Raw genomic sequence first — 17,166 nt, 5'->3', positions numbered from 1 at the left:
CCATTACTGTTCCGCGCACCTCCCTGTCTCTTGTTTGATCCACGGGAAGACCACGGTTCGGCCCGTCAGATCGCTGGCTCGGAAGGTGATACCGCAGATGTAGTAAGGGAAGAACGCGCCGTACGAACCAACCCGCGCCAATTTGCGGTACAGCTCAGGCAAGCGCTGCAGGGTGGCGTCCATGTAATCCTTGTGCTTGCCGTCCAACAGCGGAGCCAGCCTGTTCAACTCGTCGACGGTACCGGCCAGCGGCGGTCGCGCCCGCGTGAGCAGATCGGCCAGCGAGGCCGTGCCGTTGTCCAGAGACGTGATCGCCTCACCGATGGGATCGCGGTCCTCCGACAAGCCACTGACAAGTCGCTCGAGCCGGTCGATCGCACCGGAGAACTGGTCGCCGTCTTTGGACAGCGTGTCGAGCAGGGTTCGCAACTCGTCGATCATTTGCTCGATGACCTGGCTGTTGTCGGCCAACGAGTTCGTGAACGACGACGTCTTCGAGAACAACGATTCGAGGGTGCCCCCCTGGCCCTGCAAGATCTGGATCAGCGACGAGGTGAGCGCATTCACGTCCTGCGGATTGAGGCCGCGGATAACCGGTTTGAGGCCACCGAGCAGCAGGTCGAGGTCCAGAGCGGGTGCCGTGCGTTCCACGGGTATCTGCGAGCCGGCGCGGAGTATCTTCGTCGAACCCGGACTGTCGGCGAGTTCGAGGAAGCGGTCGCCGGTCAGGTTGAGGTAGCGAATGTGCGCTTTGGTTCCGGTGGTCAGCACGATGTCTTGATCTGCATCGAAATCGACGAGCACGTTGCGGTCGGGCTGAAGCGATACCCCATTCACCGTGCCGACCCGGATTCCGGCCACCCGCACGGTGTCACCGGTTTTGAGTCGCGAGGCGTCCGTGAAGATCGCCGAGTATTCATTCGTCGACCCGGTTCTCATATTGCTGAAGATCAGGAACAGGAAGGCGGTCAGAACGGCCATCACGAGTGCGAAACTAGTGAACTTGATCAGCGTGCCGGTCGGCCGGGTCATCCTGGCATTCCGATCTGTGCGGTGTTGCGCGGCGGGCCGGGAATGGGACCGAACAACCAGTTCTTGAGACCTGCCGAGTTCAGTAGGATGCCCTGATTTCCGTATTGGTAGGGGTTCGCGCCAACATCAGCGACGACCGCCGGTACCCGGAACTCGGGGGGAACGTTCGGCAGACCCAGTTCCTCGCAGTACGGCCGGCCCTTGGCGGCGACCTTCGGCAGGTCCTGAGGATAGCGATAGCGTTCGGTACCGAGCGTGAGGCCGGCGGACACCACCACGGCGCTGTTGTTACCCGGCAGTGGTGGCGAATTCGCCATCACGGCAAGACCGCCAATTGAGCAATTCAATGACTCGTGATACCGGTTCAACAAGTCGGTGGTGGGCACCAGCAAATGCAACACCTCGGCCAGTGCCGGTTCGTTGCCGCCGATCACGTCGTTTCCGATGTCCGCCAGGCCTATGGCGCTGACCAAGAATTGGTCGAGCTCATCCTGCTGGTCCACGATGGTGTTGCTGATCTGTGTGGCGTCGCGGGCAGTGCTGATGAGGTCGTGCGCTGCGTCCGCGTATGCGCTCAATGTCGGCGCCGCGACTTCCAGGTCGCGGCTGAGATTCGGCAGGCTCGGTTCTATTTTGGCCAGGAACGCGTTGAAGTCGGTCAGCGTCTCGCCGAACTTCTCGCCCCGACCGTTGAACGCCTTCGCGATCGCGCCCAGGGTCTGGTTCAGCTTGGCGGGGTCGATCTTGTCCAACACCTGTACCAGCTGTTGAAAAACGGTGTTGATCTCGACCACGACGTGCTCGGCCTGAATCACCTGGCCCGGACGCAACGATTGCGGTGAAGGATTCTCCGGGGCGATCATATCCACGGACTTGGCCCCGAAGACGGTTGACGATCTGATGTCAACCTCCACGTTCGACGGGATGAGTTCCAGTTGGGACGGATCCATCGCGAGGCTCAGCGCCGCCGTGCCATCAGACCGATATTCGATCGAATCGACCTTGCCGACCTGCACGCCACGCATCTTGACCTTGGCATCGTTGTTCATCACCAGACCGGCGCGATCCGAAATGACGGTCACCGGTTCGGTCTTCGTGAAGCTGCCCTGAAACAAACCGATGGCCAAGGCGATGATCAGGCCGATGGCGACGATCAAGGCCAAGCCTGTCAGCGGGCGAACCGCACTGTTCTGCATCTGCGCCTACCTATCCCGACAGGTTGAAATTGCCGTTGGAGCCATAGATGGACAGTGAAACCAGGAGGGTGACCGAGACGACGACGATGAGGGAGGTGCGCACCGCGTTGCCCACGGCGACTCCGACACCGGAGGGTCCACCGGAGGCGAAATATCCGAAGTAGGTGTGTATCAACAAGATCGTGATGGCCATCAGTACCGCCTGGAGAAACGACCACAACAGATCGATCGGGTTGAGGAAGGTGTTGAAGTAGTGGTCGTACAGCCCACCGGACTGCCCGAACAAGACGACCGTGGTGAATTGGGAAGCCAGGAACGACAGCACCACGGCGATCGAGTACAGCGGGGTGATCGCGATCATGCCCGCCACGATCCGGGTGGATACCAGGTACTCAATGGGACGGATCGCCATGGCCGTCAGCGCGTCGATCTCCTCGTTGATGCGCATCGCGCCCAGCTGGGCGGTGACCCCGGCACCGAAGGTGGCGGCCAGACCGATACCCGCCACCACCGGGGCGGAGATGCGGACGTTGATGAACGCCGACAAGAATCCGGTCAGGGCCTCGATGCCGATGTCGCCCAGGGAGCTGTACCCCTGAACGGCGAGTGTTCCACCGGCGGCCATAGTCAGGAAGCCGACGATGACCACGGTGCCCCCGATCATCGCCAAGGTGCCCGCCCCCATGGAGATCTCCGCGATCAACCGGACGATCTCGCGGCGGAAGTGGACGGAGGCGTGCGGTATGCCGCCCAGTGCCCGCAGGTAGAACAACATGTGATCGCCGAGGCGGCCCAGCAATTCGGTCGGCTTCTTGAGCCCCCGGATCAGCCGCGGGAAGCGATGCTGCAGTACCTTATTTGTGCTCATCGCTCAGTCCTGACTCATCTGGATGCCGATGGCCGTCACGACCACATTGATCGCAAACAGGGCCATGAACGCGTACACGACGGTCTCGTTCACGGCATTGCCCACCGCCTTCGCACCACCGCCGGTGATGCTGAGCCCGCGGTAGCAGGCCACCAACCCGGCGATCAACCCGAACAGCAACGCCTTCACACAGGAGATGATCACCTCCGGAATCCCCGTCAACAGGGTGATGCCGGCCGCGAACGCGCCCGGATTGACGTTTTGGATGAACACCGAGAACGTATAGCCGCCCAAGATTCCGATGATCACCACCAGGCTGTTGAGCAGCAGGGCCACCAAACCCGAGGCCAGCATCCGAGGGGTCACCAGGCGTTGCACCGGGTCTATGCCCAACACTTCCATCGCGTCGATCTCTTCGCGAATCGTGCGCGAACCCAGATCCGCACACATAGCCGTGGCACCCGCGCCGGCCACGATCAGCACGGTCACAAGCGGACCGACCTGGGTCACTGCGCCGAACGCCGCACCGGCGCCGCTCAGGTCCGCGGCGCCCAATTCGCGCAGCAGGATGTTCAGCGTGAACGACACCAGGACGGTGAACGGGATGGCCACCAACAACGTTGGTGCCAGGGATACCTTCGTCACAAACCAACACTGCTCCAGAAACTCACGCCACTGAAAGGGCCGCCGGAAGACGTTTCGCACGGCGTCCTTCGACATCGCGAACAATCCGCCGACGGCCTCCATCGGCTTGGAACCACGGCCGAGCGAGATGCCAGTCGACCATCGTTCCGCTCCGCTACCGCGTGCCATTGGCTTATCCTTCCAGGATCGTGACGGCGGACACCGCCGTCGGTCCGCCGATGTTGTGTGCTAGCCCAACGCGTGCACCGTCCACCTGGTTGACCGCATCACCGCGAAGCTGGTCGAACAGTTCCACACACTGTGCCACACCCGTTGCGCCGGGCGGGTGCCCTTTGGCCTTCAGCCCCCCACTCGGGTTCACCGGCAAACCTCCGCCGATAGTCGTGACTTCGGCTTCGACGAGTTTGTGGCCCCCGAACCGCTCGGCGAATCCGAGATCTTCATAGCTGATGAGCTCGATGCCCGTGAAGAAATCGTGAACTTCAGCCACATGAACATCTCCAGGAACAAGACCGGCCATCTCAAAAGCCTGCTTGGCGGCCCGCGTCGAGGCCGGAAAGGTCGTCATGTCCCCCTTGTGTTGGTGCATGACGGAGTCCAGGCCGAGACCGACTCCACGGATCCACACCGGCCGGTTCGTGAATCGGTCGACCACCTCTTCGGCGGCAAGCACCAGCGCGGCCGCGCCATCACTCTGCGGCGCACAGTCGAAGAGCCGGAACGGATTGACGACGATCGGCGCTTCGAGCGCCTGCTGCATCGTGATCTCGAAGCGCAGTCGCGCCTTGGGGTTCTTGACGCCGTGGCGGTGATTCTTCACCGCCACCATTGCCATGTGCTCGGGCGTCGCGGGTGACTCGTGCAAGTACCGGCGCACGTGCAGCGCGAAGCCGGCGGGCGAGACCACGCCGAGCGGATAATCCCACGCCATGTCGCGGGCCATCGCCTCCCACTTCCACAGCATGTCGCGCGACGTGGTGTCCCTCAGCTTGTCCGCTCCCACCACCAGCGCGACGTCGTAAGCCCCCGAGGCTATCCCGAGCAGCGCGTTGCGCACCGCGTCATTGCCGGTGGCACAAGAGTTCTCGACCCGCGTCACCGGCAAGTCGGGCAGCCCGAGGCTGTCGGCGAGTATTCCGGCCGGAAACCCGTCGGCGGTGCCCATCGCACCGAACCAGGCGGCCTGCAGATCCGATTTCGCCAGGCCTTTGTCCACACTTGCCGCGCACTCGGAGAAGGCCATCGGGAGGAGGTCTTTGAGCCCGAGCGCGAAATGCTCGCCGAAGGCGGTCATCCCCGCGCCGACGATGGCCACGCGCCTCACGAGCCGGCCCTCATGCCGCCACCGGTTCGGGCTCGAACATGTAGCCGTAATCCGGAACCCCGGACCGAATCGCGACCCGGCGCAGCGCCAGCCGTCCGCGAGTGCCGATGTCGACCGAGCCGGGTTCGGCCCCGGTGACCTTCACCAGCGCTCGCACCCCGACGCCGTCCAGCTCGACGATCACAAGTGAGTACGGCGAACGCAGCCCCGGCACCGGGATGCACACCGTTGTCTCGGTGTAAACCGTTCCGGTGCGCGGGAGCGGGATCAGTTCGTAGCCGGTCGAGAGGGCGCCATCGTCGGCCACGCGGTAGCGGGGTGGAAAATCGAGATCCTCCGAATCGGCGAAACGGCCCGCCTCCCAACGGACTTTCGCTTCAAAGGCGCGTTCGTAGGCGGCCAGCGAAATCGGGATCTCGGCGTCACCGATGACGGCACCCTCGGGCAACGCACGTGCGGCCAATTCACGCCGGTGAAGTTCGGCGACACCCCCGATGACCGTGATGCCCGACAGGCTGGCCTGTTCGACGGCGACCAGTGGACCGGTCGCATCGCACTCGGCCATGCCGGCCAAGGCGAACAGACCCGAACTGGCGCCGGTCGTCGGCAGCGCGGGCGGATCACCGACGGTCAGCTCGAGTGCGCGAGCGTGATCCACCCCCGCCACCGCGGCCGGCGTGTCGAGCCACGCCGCCTCCAACGATGCGATGAGCCCACGCTCGTGCAGCAGGCGCGGGTCTCCGTAGTCGTGCACGGTGGCCTTGCGGGTGCGCACCGGCAGGCTGCGCGCCACCCGCGCAGCGGTCCGAACTTGCATGCCCCGTTCGGCGGTCAGGATCGCGGCCGCCCCTGCGGGGTCGAGGTCCGTACCGATGATCAGGGTCCGCGGACGCGCCGAACTGATCGCGTCGAGCGTCGCCGGTGCACCGCCCAGCCGCTCGTCGACCTCCAGTTCGGGGTCGAGCCCGAGACCGGCGAGCAGCACCGCCGCGTTGCTGCTGTCGAGCAGCGGCAGGTCCCGGCTGACCAAGACGACGCGTTCCACCGCGCCACTGGCGATCAGCGCGGCCCGGCCGGCTTCGACCGCAAGGGTGATCGCGTCCTCGTCGTCGCCGGGCACGCGGTGCCGGGGCGATCCCCAACACGGAAGGTACGTGCCGATCGACGTGACGTGGGGCATGGACGTTCCTTCGCGAACCTAGGTGACGGCGCCGGCCGTCTTGAGCTCGATGATGCGGTCCCAATCCAAGCCGAGTTCCAGCAATATTTCGTCGGTTTGCTCGGCGAACCCGGGCGCGGGTCCCGTGTGCGGGGCGCTGACGTCGAACTGCACCGGATTGGCGACCAGCTCCAGCTCGCCGGCCCGGACCAAGTACTGGTTGGCACGGATCTGTGCGTCCTCAGCGGCCTGCAGAGTGTCCTGCACCGGCGCCCACGGGCCCAGCAACGTCGAGAACCGCTCGCTCCACTCGGCCAGCGGTCGCTTGGACATCGCTTCCTTGAGGATCTCGGCGGCGGCCTCGGTGTTCTCGGCAATCGACTCGACGGTCGCGAACCGGGGATCGTCGGCGAGTTCTTCGAGGTCCATGTGCCTGCACACGTCAGCCCAGAACTTGGTGGGCTGCATCATCACGAACGAGATGTAGCGGTCGTCGGCCGTCGCGTACAGGCCGACAAGCGGATTGATCGGCGACCCGTGCACCCCCGGCGGGAACGCCTCCATCCGCTGGCCGAGGTGCTTGGTCAGCGCGACGGTGTGCCCGAGTGACCACAGCCCGCTGCCGAGCAATGACACGTCGACCACCGATGGTTCCCCGGTGCGCTCGCGCTTCAGCAGCGCGGCTGCGATGCCGCCGGCGAGATTGGTTCCGGAGATGGTGTCGCCGTAGGCCGGGCCCGGTGGACCCACCATGCCCGGTGTGCCCGGCGGCGTGATGGTGGCCGCCGTACCCGCGCGGCACCAGAAGGCGGTCATGTCGTAGCCGCCCTTGACCGACTCCTCGCCGCGTGGCCCCAGCGCACTGCCCCTTGCGTAGACGATCATCGGATTCACGGCGCGAATGTCGTCAACGTCGATGCCGAACTTCTGTCGGTGCCCGGGCAGGAAGCTGGTCAGGAAGACGTCGGCGCGGCGTGCCAGTTCCAGCAGTACCTCTTTGCCTTCGGGAACCGACATGTCCAGGCCGATGCTGCGCTTGCCCCGGTTCGCGTGCTCGATGTTGGGGTTGGGATCACCCTCGACGCGAAGCAGGCCGGTCTGGCGCAGTCCGCGCTGCGGATCACCGGTGACCGCGTGCTCGACCTTGACGACGTCGGCGCCCCACTCGCGCAGCACCGCACCGGCCGAGGGCACGAAGCCGTACATCGCGACCTCGAGGACACGGATGCCCTCCAGCGGCCTACTCATCAGTGCCCTCTCCTCTTCGCGCAAGCGTCCCCCACAAGCCGGCGGTGCCCCCACATCAGGCCACCACCGTTGCGAACGTCTTGGACTCGAGGAACTCCTCGAGTCCCGCGGTGCCCATCTCGCGGCCGATGCCCGACTGCTTGTATCCGCCGAACGGCGTGTCGGCGTTGAAGTAGTTGCCCCCGTTGATCGAGAACGTGCCCGTGCGGATGCGCCGGGCGACGGCCAGCGCACGGTCCTGGCTGCCGAACACCGCACCCGACAGCCCGTAGATGGAGTTGTTGGCGATCCGGACGGCATCGTCATCGTCGTCGTAGGCGATCACCACCAGCACCGGACCGAAGACCTCCTCCTGGGCGATCTCGCTGGCCGGATCGACGTCGGTCATCAGCGTCGGTGTGTAGAAGTAGCCGGGACCCACCTTCTCGCCACCGGTCACCAGGGTGGCGCCCGCCGCGACCGCACGCCGGACCATCCCGTCGACCTTCTCGCGTTGTTTCTCGCTGATCAGCGGTCCCATGTACGTGCCGGGTTCGGCCGGGTCGCCGTAACGCACCATGCCGAAGTTGCTCTTGACCATCTCGACGATCTCGTCGTGGTGCTGGCGCGGCACCAACAGCCGGGACGTCAGCGCACACCCCTGACCGGCGTGCGTGACCATGCTGAAGGCGCTGAACAGCGCCGCGGTGCCGAAGTCGGCGTCGTCGAGCACGATCGCCGCCGACTTGCCGCCCAGTTCGAGGAAGACCTTCTTCAAGGTGTCACTGGCGGCCGCCATGATCCGGCGCCCGGTCGGCGTCGATCCGGTGAAAGTCACCATGTCGACGTCGGGGCTGGTGGTCAGCGCGGCGCCGACTTCGGGATCGGCGCCGCTGAGCACGTTCACCACCCCCGCGGGGATATCGGTGTGGTTGGCGATCAGCTCGCCCAGTGCGAGCGTGACGAGCGGGGTGTCGGGTGCCGACTTCAGGATCAATGTGCAGCCGGCGGCCAACGCGGGCGCGAGCTTCGCCAGCGCCAGCTGATTGGGATAGTTGTAGGCGATGATGGCCGCCACCACGCCGGCTGCTTCCTTCTCCACCCAGCGGTGGTGCTGCATACCGCGACTCTCGATGTTGCCGAGATCCTCGCTCATCGGATAGCTCTTCAACAGTTCGGCGTAGTAGCGCACGATCTCGATCGGCTGATCGAGCTGCGCGCCCTGGCAAAGCGCCTCCGTGGCACCGACCTCGGCGATGGTGAGGGCGGCCAATTCGTCCCGGTGCTCGACCAACGCCCGATGGAACTGCTCGAGGCACCTGATACGCAGATCGGTGTTGGTGGACCAGTCGGTCTCGTCGAACGCCCGCCGGGCCGCCGCGACGGCCGCTTCGGCGTCGGCGGCCGTGGCGTCCGGGGCATGGCCGAGCACCTGCCCGGTTGCGGGATTGAGGGAAGGAAATGAACGTGAGGTCGCGAGCAGCCGCCCCCCGATCAGCAACCGCCGATCGACGCCGCGTGGCTCGGCGTCGGTTTCCTCCGTGATGGTGATCGCTTCCCGCATCGTCCTCCTCAGCCTCCGCGCCGCTGTCGCATCAACTCGCGCGATGTGATGGAAACTGCATTCTCATCACCGGCGAATCATACATTCGCCACAAGAGAACTCAAGGAAATGATAGGAACTGGCCACTGCCTGCGAATTACGGTGCGACAATCGTGCGCCGAACGTCTCATCTGTGGGAACGAGCGGTGGCCACTGTCTTGCTAGATTGCGTTGCACGAGAGTACGGTTCTCATAATCGGAAGGACGATTCTTGACAGGTGAAGGCCGGACGGCATGAAGAACGCCGTCGTGACCGGAGGTGGGTCCGGCATCGGACTGGCCGTCGCGCACCGCCTGCGCGCCGACGGCATGCATGTGGCCACCATCGACATCAATCCGTCGGAGGCCGAGTTCGCCTTCACCGCCGACGTCACCGACCGGGGACAGGTCGACGAGGCGCTCAACGCGATCCGCGCCCAACTGGGTCCGGTGACGGTCCTGGTGAACGCCGCCGGTATGGAGAAGTTCAAGCGGTTCGCCGATCTGAAGTTCGACGACTGGCAGCGCGTCGTCGACGTCAACCTCAACGGCGTCTTCCACTGCGTCCAGGCCGTACTGCCCGACATGGTCGAGGCCGGCTGGGGACGCATTGTCAACATCTCGTCGTCGAGCACCCACTCCGGCCAGCCGTTCATGTCGGCATATGTGGCGGCCAAGTCGGCGGTCAACGGCCTGACGAAGTCGCTGGCGCTGGAGTACGGTCCGGCCGGCATCACCGTCAACGCGGTGCCGCCCGGCTTCATCGACACACCGATGCTCCGCAAGTCAGAGGAGCGCGGCTATCTGGTGGTGCAGAAGAACATCGACTCAACACCGGTGCGCCGCATCGGCAGACCCGAGGACATCGCGGCCGCCTGCGCCTTTCTGATATCCGAGGAAGCGGGCTACATCACCGGACAGATCTTGGGCGTCAACGGCGGCCGGAACACGTAAAAAGAACCAGAAACTCAAGTGCGAAGAAAGGATCTGAAGTGGGACGCGTACAGGGAAAGGTCGCATTCGTCACCGGTGCGGCGCGCGGACAGGGACGTAGTCACGCGATCCGGCTTGCCGAGGAAGGCGCCGACATCATCGCCGTCGATCGGTGTGAGGACTTCGCAACGGTGGGATACCCCATGGCCACACCGGAAGACCTCGAGGAGACTGCGCAATTCGTCGAAAAGACCGGGCAACGGATCGTCACCGCAAAGGTCGATGTCGCCGACGCCGGTGCGCTGAAAACCGCGCTGGAAAACGGTGTCGCCGAACTCGGGAAGCTCGACATCGTGGTCACATCCGCCGGGATTGCGGCGATGAAGGGCTCGGCCGACATGAACGCCTGGGTCGATGTGATGAACACCAACCTCATCGGCACCCTCAACGCGATCCATGTCGCACTGCCGCACCTGTCCGAGGGCGCCTCGATCATCGCGACCGGCTCCACTGCGGCGCTGATGGACGTCGGCGCGAGCGACAATCCGGGAGCCGACCCGGGCGGGGCAGGCTACCTGCATTCGAAGCGTTTGCTGTCGCAGTACGTCCACAACCTCGCCGCCGAACTCGCGCCCCGCGGGATCCGGGCCAACGTCGTCCACCCGACCAACTGCAACACCGACATGCTGCAGAGCGAGCCGATGTACCGCTCCTTCCGACCGGATCTGGAGCACCCGACCAAGGCCGACGCCGAACCCGTCTTCTACGTGCAGCAGGCCATGAAAGTTCCGTGGGTCGAGCCCGAGGACATCAGCAACATGGTGTTGTTCCTGGCGTCGGATGAGTCACGGTACGTCACCGGCACCCAACAGCGCGTCGACGCCGGCGGCTATCTCAAGTGGTACGACTACCACATCTAGCGGAGGCCGAAGGTGAAAGTTCATGTTGACTCAGCCCGCTGCCAGGGACACACCCTGTGCTCGATGATCGCTCCGGACTCGTTCGAGCTGAGCGACATCGACGGCACCGCGTCCCCGGTGAACGAGGTCGTGCCCGCCGACCAAGAGGACGCCGTGCGAGAAGCCGTGCAGTCCTGTCCGGAACAAGCCATATCGATCGACGAGTGAGTCCAGACCACAGCACAGGAGTAAAGACGTGAGCGTCGACGACATCGCCGCCGGCGACCGCAAGAAGAACAGGTACCACTTCGACCGGCACACTCCGGAATACCGGCTGCAATTCGAGAAGATCACCGAGGAGATGCAGTCCCGGTGCCCGATGGCGTGGTCCGACACCTACGACGGGCACTGGGTCGCAGCGGACAGCAAGCACGTCTTCGAATTGGCCCGCTGCCCGGCGGTGTCCAACCATCACGACCTCACCGGCGAGACTCCCTACCAGGGCATCACGATCCCGAAAGCGCAGCGGGCCACGGTGGTCCGTGGCGGCATCCTGGAGATGGACGAGCCCGAACACAGCATCTACCGCGGCGCACTGAACCCCTACCTCTCCCCCGCGGCCGTCAGGCGGTGGAAACCGTTCGTCGATGAGGTCGTGCGCGCCGCACTGGATGAGAAGATCGAGTCGGGACGCATCGACTTCGTCGACGACCTGGCCAACATCGTGCCCGCCGTCCTGACCCTGGCGATGATGGGCATCGAACTCAAGAAATGGCCGGTTTACAGTGAGCCGGCGCATCTCTCGGTGTCCACCCCGGAGCATTCGCCCGATGCCGCGCGTGTCGCCGAGATGAACCGGCAGATGGGCATCGACATGATCAACACCATGATGGAGATCCGGGAGAACCCGCGTCCCGGTCTGGTGAACGCCCTGCTGCAGCTTCGCATCGACGGCGAACCTGCACCCGATCTGGAGATCCTGGGCAACCTCGGCCTGATCATCGGCGGCGGGTTCGACACCACCACCGCGCTCACGGCGCATTCGCTGGAGTGGTTGTCCAAATACCCCGATGAGCGCGAGTTGCTCAGCCGCGAGCGCGCCACCCTTCTTGATGCGGCCACCGAGGAGTTTCTGCGCTTCTTCACACCCGCGCCAGGCGACGGCCGCACGTTCTCCGACGATGTGGAAGTCGAGGGCACCCGGTTCAAGGAGGGCGAACGGCTGTGGATCTCCTGGGCCATGGCCAACCGCGACCCTGCCGTCTTCGACAGACCCAACGAGGTGATTCTGGACCGGAAGGGCAACCGCCACTTCAGTTTCGGGATCGGCGTGCACCGCTGCGTGGGATCCAACGTGGCGCGCACCGTGTTCAAGTCGATGCTGACCGCTGTCCTGGACCGGATGCCCGACTATGTCTGCGACCGGCATGGCACGGAGCACTACGAGACCATCGGCGTGATCCAGGGCATGAAGCACCTGCCGGCGACCTTCACACCGAGCCGGCCGCTGGGTCCGGGCCTGGACGAGACGCTGGAGAAGTTGCAGCGCATCTGCGACGAGCAAGAACTCGCGCGACCGATCACCGAGCGCAAAGAAGCAGCGGTCATCGACTAATCGGCAGTGGCGAGCCGCGAGGAGATGATTTGATGGGCAGCGGGCCGGGGTACTGGGAGGAACGACGTTGAAGCGTATGCACATTCTTATCGCTGCTGCCGTCCTGGTGGTCGCTGCGGGCCTCGTCGCATCCCCGCCGGCGCAGGCCAAGATGCTCGTGGGCAACTACGACGTCCTGACCAACCGGTACGAGCGGGCTTCGTGGGTGTGGTTCATTTCGAACTGCCAACCGCCGGACGACACCTGCCTGGACATCAGCGCGATACCGCGGCTGAAGTTCTATGCCTACTACGACGGTGACGCTCACCTCGCCGATGGTCGGTATACATTGACCGTCGATGTTCCAGATGGACTGCAGTGCCTTCCCGGTTACGCCATGCCGACGCATGAGACGTGGACGTGGGACGAGGTCTCGCTGGCCGGCACCATCGATTCGCGCTACGACGTCGGATGTTTCAATGGTCCGCCGGGAAGCCAGTTCTGGACCTTCTCACTGCAGCGACTGTAACGGACTCACAGTCCAATCGACCCGCGTGCGCGCGACCGACTCGCCGTTGGCGCTGCGTCGCGGTGGACGCAGACCCAGGACCCGGCGCCCGACATCGGCGAGTTGCTCGACCAGTGACGCTTCGTCCATATCCAGCGGCGCACCGGTGGCAGCGCCGGCCAGCCCGGTGAGGACGGCGGTGGCTTTGACGACGCCGACAGGGCCGGGCTCGAGTCGCATGAGCAGTGCCAGTTGGCGCTCGATCAGATCGCCCCACTGGGGTTGCAATTGCAATACGCGGTGGACGCTGGGATCGAAGACCATGACTGCCGCCAGCGACCGGTTCCTCGCGACAACTCCGGCGAATCCCTGGATCATGGCATCCATTTGGGTGCGCGGGGTGCGCTGATTCTCCGCCGTCGCGATGACTTGGCAGATCTGGTCCAGCAACGGCTCCAACAGCGCGATCAGCAGCTGATCACGGGTTTTGAAGTGGTAGTAGATCGCGGCCTTTGTGAACCCGAGTTCGTCGGCGATCATCTGCAGCGAGGTGCCGGCGAAGCTGTGGCGGCTGATCAGTCCGACGGCGACGTCGAGCAGCCGCGTCCGTGTGTCGACGGGAAAATCTCCGTCGTCGACCCAAAGCGACGTCATATCGCAGCCCTCCCCTGAAGAAAAGGTCTCAGACATCCGGCAGTCTGAGACGTGCCGGATGTTCGACATCCGGCAAGTGCTCGCTCGTCGTTCGACAAGTCACCACTTTACGTCCGGCAAGCGAAACACGTGTCCGTCGCCTCGAACCCGAACCTCGCTGTGCCGGTGGACTCACACTCCAGGCGGCGCGGTGAACCCGCCAAGCACCCGCTCGATCGCCCGGGCCACTGCCAACGTCGTGTGGTCCTCCAGATAGGGTCCGACAACCTGGATGCCGACCGGCAGTCCGTCCACGGTGCGTCCCACAGGCACCGCCGTCGCCGGCAGATACGCCACCGTCGGCAGGCCGACCCAGCCGAAAAGGTCCAGATACGAACGATTTCCGTCCTTCAGTGGGAGTACCCGATCGGCCATCGGCTCCAGATGATCGTGCGCAATGGCGGACACCATTGCCACGGGCATCAGCAGCGCATCGACCTGACGGAAGTACTGCGACATCCGTGCACGGATGCGCTCCCGTCGCTCGTTGGCCGTCAGCCACTGCCGATGGCGCAACGCCGACGTCGAGTCCATCAGCGGATAGAGCAGCTCCACGTGCAGCCCCACCAGCTCGGGCAGGCTCACCGGCGGAGGATCCTCCACCAGGTTGACCCCGGCATCGGCCAGTGCCGCCACCGCCGCCTGCAAGACCGCCGCGACGTCGGGCTCGACCGGATAGGCCGGATCGTCCAGCCAGGTGGCCAGCCGCAGCTGGCTCAGAGCCGACGCCCGCGCCGGTGGCATGTCCAGGCGCCACCCGATGGCATCGGACCTCGTCGGGCCGGCCAGAACAGTCAGCGCGAGCTCCAGATCCGCCACCTCGCGGGCCAGCGGTCCCATCACCGCCAGGTCGGCGGCCGACAGGGCACCCGGCGGCGGTGGCAGATGACCCAACTGCGGAACGACACCCCAGCTGGGTTTGTGGCCGCACACACCACACCAGTTCGACGGCAGCCGGATCGATCCGGCGATATCGCTACCCAGCTCCAGCGCTGTCAGCCCCGCGGCGAGCGCCGCGGCTGCCCCGCCCGACGACCCGCCCGTCGAGCGCGACGTATCCCACGGATTGCTCGTCACACCGAAGATCGGGTTGAACGTCTGCCAATCACCGGCCATCACGGGCACGTTCGTCTTGCCAAAGATGACCGCACCGGCCCCTCGCAGTCTGCCCACGGCCTCCGCGTCACGGTCTGGCACCCGGTCCCACTCGGGCACTCCGCAGGTGGTGCGGATTCCCGCGGTCTCGAAGGAGTCCTTGACCGTCATGGGAATCCCATGCAGGGGCCCGGAGACCTCATCGCGGCTCACGGCCACATCCGCGGCGTCCGCGGCGCGACGGGCACCATCGACGTCGAGCGTTATGACGGCGTTCAGCGACGGATTGAGCCGCTCGATGCGGGCCAGATACACATCGAGCAGTTCGCGACTACTGAAGTCGCGACGGCGGATCCCCTCCGCCAACCGATGAGCCGGCCACAGGGCGACGTCAGCCGTCATGGACGAACGGTAGCCGCCTCACCAGCCGTAGCGCAGGCGGATCCCGCGGAAGCGCTCCCACATCTGCGCGGTGCGCTCCTCCGGCGTCACCGTGACGGTGTCCGACGGAAGTGCAGTCGCGAGCTCTGCGCGCTTGACGAGTCGGGTCCGCAGCTGCGCCGGTTCACCCTCGAGCATGTGCCGGTACGTCACGTTGCCCCGCTCGAAGCCCTGAGTGTCCAGCCAGTTGTGGTGGCCCGGATCACCGTGGCACATCACCATCCTCACTCGACCGTCCGAGTCAACAGTGGTGCGGCTCGGTGTGTAGCTGACCGGCCGATACAGGTAGTCCATGCTGGTGAAGAAGGCGCCCATGTTGGTCAGCGTCCAAAGGCCCTCGTGGGCGTCGAACTCGATGATCAAGGCCTCGTCGGAGGCCAGCTGCCAATGCATGTTCACCGCCGCGCGACCACGCTTCGCATCCGCACCCGTCGACGTCAACTCGGGGAACCGGTTCGGGTGCTCGGAGTCGACGCCGCCGTGCGCGAAGGGGTATTCGGGCCAGTCGTTCATCATCCCAGTCAGGAAGTCCCCCGCCCACTCTATGGCGGCGACCATCTCCGCCGGACAGGGCAGCGGTTTGGGCGCATCCATGTCGACATGCTCGATGCTCATGTGGACCGGTAACTCGTCCCAACGGTCGAACCCCTGCCGGACGAAGAGCTTTCGTGACCCTGGTGTGGTCGGCAACCAGTTCGCATCCCGTCGTGAGCCACCGACGTGGATTTCAAAACTTCCGTCGGCGGCGGTATGCAAGTCTGCGCCGGTCAAGTTTGCCTCCGGCACATCGCCGAACGGCTCGTGCAGCACGCCCGGACTGTCCTGGCGTGGACCGTGCACCGCGATGTTGACGAAGCGGGCGGTGCCGCGGTGGCCGGTGATTCGGTAGGTCGACGTCCCGTCTATCCAGGCCTGTTGGTAGAGGAAGTCGGCGCTGTCGCCGCCGAGCTTGCGGGTGGGGTGACAGAAGCTGTGGAATACCGGGTAGCGCGTGTCGCGGGTCTCGAGCGCGAGATCGAATGCCTGTCCCAGATTTTGGGTCAGGAACCGGAATCCGTCGACGCGCTGGGCTCCCGTCGGAGGGTTGTGATCCTTGAAGACCCGCTGGCCCGTCGCCTTCAGCCGGTCGCAAAAACCGTCCCATGCCGACTTCAGTGCCGCATCGTGGGGACCGTCGCCGAAGCCCATCGCCGCTCCTAGCCGCCAACTCGTTGCAGCATCGCCGATACCATCGCCGATGCGCGGTGGGCCGCCTCGAGCCGCCCTTCTGCCTCGATCCGCGGGCCGATCAGTTCCAGGTCGAAATGATACGGGTAGCCCGACGCGAGCACCGCGGCGATGAACGGCTCGATCGGGATGGCGCCGTCGCCGGGCACGGCGCGCGCGGGCAGCGCGCGGTCGCCAAGCACGTAGTCACTCAACTGGATTGCCTGGGTCCGGGGCAGCGCGCGGGCCAGCAGGGCGGGCAGTTCCGCCTCGGCCCAGCAGTGGAACAGGTCGATGCAGATGCCCAGTCCGGTCATCTCGGCGAGGGCGATCGTGTCGCGCAGGCTGTGAGCGATGTGGATGTCGGCATAGAGGCTGGACGCGTTCTCGATCGCCAGCGCGACCCCGGCCTGCTCAGCCGCCTCCAGACACGGCCGGACCGCTTCGCCGAAGCGTTCGGCCGCCGCCGCCCACGTCAATTCGCCGCGCCCGCCGGTCAGCATGTAGACCACCCTGGCGCCGACGTCGGCCGCCGCCTCGATCACCGGCATGAGCGAGTCGTACGACGAGAAGAGGTGGTACACGGTCTCCACCGAATAGCCCTCGCCGGCAACGATGTTCGGCAGGTTCGGCTCGGACAGCTGGGCGTCGATCAGGCTGAGCCGCCGGACCCCGAGTGACCGCCAGTACGAGTTCATCTCCGGCAACGGCGAACCCATGAACGTCACGCTGTGCACGGATAAGCGCTGGTCGACGCCTGCCAC

At 65.1% G+C, this 17,166-nt stretch carries 17 protein-coding genes; 5 read left to right on the top strand and 12 right to left on the bottom strand.

Annotated elements, in window-relative coordinates:
- Positions 1-3: 3 nt before the first annotated feature.
- The 8 genes from K3G64_RS16575 to K3G64_RS16540 are packed head-to-tail and all read right to left on the bottom strand — an operon-like array spanning position 4 to position 9,015.
- Positions 4-1,032 carry an MCE family protein gene (locus tag K3G64_RS16575; protein ID WP_238885853.1) on the bottom strand — a complete coding sequence of 343 codons (1,029 nt, stop codon included), beginning with the start codon at positions 1,030-1,032 and terminating at the stop codon, positions 4-6.
- Positions 1,029-2,228, bottom strand: coding sequence for an MCE family protein (locus K3G64_RS16570; RefSeq protein ID WP_238885850.1), 1,200 nt, complete (start codon positions 2,226-2,228; stop codon positions 1,029-1,031). The genes K3G64_RS16575 and K3G64_RS16570 overlap by 4 nt, the downstream gene beginning before the upstream one ends.
- A 10-nt stretch (positions 2,229-2,238) precedes the next feature.
- Positions 2,239-3,096, bottom strand: a complete 858-nt coding sequence (locus K3G64_RS16565) for an MlaE family ABC transporter permease (protein WP_238885849.1) — start codon at positions 3,094-3,096, stop codon at positions 2,239-2,241.
- Between the two features lie 3 nt (positions 3,097-3,099).
- Positions 3,100-3,909, bottom strand: coding sequence for an MlaE family ABC transporter permease (locus K3G64_RS16560; RefSeq protein ID WP_238885848.1), 810 nt, complete (start codon positions 3,907-3,909; stop codon positions 3,100-3,102).
- Positions 3,910-3,913: 4 nt separating this feature from the next.
- Positions 3,914-5,065, bottom strand: a complete 1,152-nt coding sequence (locus K3G64_RS16555) for a thiolase C-terminal domain-containing protein (protein WP_238885847.1) — start codon at positions 5,063-5,065, stop codon at positions 3,914-3,916.
- Positions 5,066-5,075: 10 nt separating this feature from the next.
- The gene (locus tag K3G64_RS16550) at positions 5,076-6,245 is read right to left on the bottom strand and encodes an OB-fold domain-containing protein (protein ID WP_238885846.1); all 1,170 of its coding nucleotides are present in this window, start codon (positions 6,243-6,245) and stop codon (positions 5,076-5,078) included.
- Positions 6,246-6,263: 18 nt separating this feature from the next.
- A complete protein-coding gene (locus K3G64_RS16545) occupies positions 6,264-7,472 on the bottom strand; it encodes a CaiB/BaiF CoA transferase family protein (RefSeq protein WP_238885845.1) in 1,209 nt (402 codons plus the stop codon).
- 55 nt (positions 7,473-7,527) lie between these two features.
- Positions 7,528-9,015 (bottom strand): aldehyde dehydrogenase family protein, encoded by a 1,488-nt coding sequence (locus K3G64_RS16540; protein ID WP_238885844.1) that lies wholly within the window; start codon positions 9,013-9,015, stop codon positions 7,528-7,530.
- A gap of 273 nt (positions 9,016-9,288) precedes the next feature.
- On the opposite strand from K3G64_RS16540, the gene K3G64_RS16535 reads away from it, so the two are divergent.
- The 5 genes from K3G64_RS16535 to K3G64_RS16515 all read left to right on the top strand — a co-directional run bounded on the left by K3G64_RS16535 (position 9,289) and on the right by K3G64_RS16515 (position 12,988).
- Positions 9,289-9,987 (top strand): SDR family NAD(P)-dependent oxidoreductase, encoded by a 699-nt coding sequence (locus K3G64_RS16535; RefSeq protein WP_238885843.1) that lies wholly within the window; start codon positions 9,289-9,291, stop codon positions 9,985-9,987.
- A 38-nt stretch (positions 9,988-10,025) separates the two neighbouring features.
- Positions 10,026-10,886, top strand: coding sequence for a mycofactocin-coupled SDR family oxidoreductase (locus K3G64_RS16530; RefSeq protein ID WP_238885841.1), 861 nt, complete (start codon positions 10,026-10,028; stop codon positions 10,884-10,886).
- A 12-nt stretch (positions 10,887-10,898) separates the two neighbouring features.
- Positions 10,899-11,093 carry a ferredoxin gene (locus tag K3G64_RS16525; RefSeq protein WP_238885839.1) on the top strand — a complete coding sequence of 65 codons (195 nt, stop codon included), beginning with the start codon at positions 10,899-10,901 and terminating at the stop codon, positions 11,091-11,093.
- Between the two features lie 28 nt (positions 11,094-11,121).
- A complete protein-coding gene (locus K3G64_RS16520; RefSeq protein WP_238885836.1) occupies positions 11,122-12,480 on the top strand; it encodes a cytochrome P450 in 1,359 nt (452 codons plus the stop codon).
- Between the two features lie 67 nt (positions 12,481-12,547).
- Complete coding sequence (locus K3G64_RS16515; RefSeq protein WP_238885834.1) at positions 12,548-12,988, top strand: hypothetical protein; 441 nt, start codon at positions 12,548-12,550, stop codon at positions 12,986-12,988.
- Here the strand turns inward: K3G64_RS16515 and K3G64_RS16510 are convergent.
- From K3G64_RS16510 to K3G64_RS16495, 4 genes are all read right to left on the bottom strand, one after another.
- Positions 12,971-13,621, bottom strand: coding sequence for a TetR/AcrR family transcriptional regulator (locus K3G64_RS16510; protein ID WP_238885831.1), 651 nt, complete (start codon positions 13,619-13,621; stop codon positions 12,971-12,973). The genes K3G64_RS16515 and K3G64_RS16510 overlap by 18 nt on opposite strands.
- A 171-nt stretch (positions 13,622-13,792) precedes the next feature.
- Positions 13,793-15,157, bottom strand: a complete 1,365-nt coding sequence (locus K3G64_RS16505) for an amidase family protein (RefSeq protein WP_238885829.1) — start codon at positions 15,155-15,157, stop codon at positions 13,793-13,795.
- An 18-nt stretch (positions 15,158-15,175) separates the two neighbouring features.
- Positions 15,176-16,384: a DUF1214 domain-containing protein gene (locus K3G64_RS16500; RefSeq protein ID WP_238885826.1), complete on the bottom strand. Its 1,209-nt coding sequence runs from the start codon at positions 16,382-16,384 to the stop codon at positions 15,176-15,178.
- Between the two features lie 8 nt (positions 16,385-16,392).
- Positions 16,393-17,166: a sugar phosphate isomerase/epimerase family protein gene (locus K3G64_RS16495; RefSeq protein ID WP_238885825.1), complete on the bottom strand. Its 774-nt coding sequence runs from the start codon at positions 17,164-17,166 to the stop codon at positions 16,393-16,395.

The sequence above is a fragment of the Mycobacterium sp. IDR2000157661 genome (genome assembly GCF_022317005.1).
Lineage (GTDB): Bacteria > Actinomycetota > Actinomycetes > Mycobacteriales > Mycobacteriaceae > Mycobacterium.
Note: the sequence above shows the minus strand (reverse complement) of the source record. Positions and strands in the feature narration are given on the sequence as shown.

Coding starts and splice junctions, on each gene's coding strand:
- K3G64_RS16575 (WP_238885853.1), bottom strand. CDS start 1,032: ATGACCCGGCCGACCGGCACGCTGATCAAGTTCACTAGTTTCGCACTC.
- K3G64_RS16570 (WP_238885850.1), bottom strand. CDS start 2,228: ATGCAGAACAGTGCGGTTCGCCCGCTGACAGGCTTGGCCTTGATCGTC.
- K3G64_RS16565 (WP_238885849.1), bottom strand. CDS start 3,096: ATGAGCACAAATAAGGTACTGCAGCATCGCTTCCCGCGGCTGATCCGG.
- K3G64_RS16560 (WP_238885848.1), bottom strand. CDS start 3,909: ATGGCACGCGGTAGCGGAGCGGAACGATGGTCGACTGGCATCTCGCTC.
- K3G64_RS16550 (WP_238885846.1), bottom strand. CDS start 6,245: ATGCCCCACGTCACGTCGATCGGCACGTACCTTCCGTGTTGGGGATCG.
- K3G64_RS16545 (WP_238885845.1), bottom strand. CDS start 7,472: ATGAGTAGGCCGCTGGAGGGCATCCGTGTCCTCGAGGTCGCGATGTAC.
- K3G64_RS16540 (WP_238885844.1), bottom strand. CDS start 9,015: ATGCGGGAAGCGATCACCATCACGGAGGAAACCGACGCCGAGCCACGC.
- K3G64_RS16535 (WP_238885843.1), top strand. CDS start 9,289: ATGAAGAACGCCGTCGTGACCGGAGGTGGGTCCGGCATCGGACTGGCC.
- K3G64_RS16510 (WP_238885831.1), bottom strand. CDS start 13,621: ATGACGTCGCTTTGGGTCGACGACGGAGATTTTCCCGTCGACACACGG.
- K3G64_RS16505 (WP_238885829.1), bottom strand. CDS start 15,157: ATGACGGCTGACGTCGCCCTGTGGCCGGCTCATCGGTTGGCGGAGGGG.
- K3G64_RS16500 (WP_238885826.1), bottom strand. CDS start 16,384: ATGGGCTTCGGCGACGGTCCCCACGATGCGGCACTGAAGTCGGCATGG.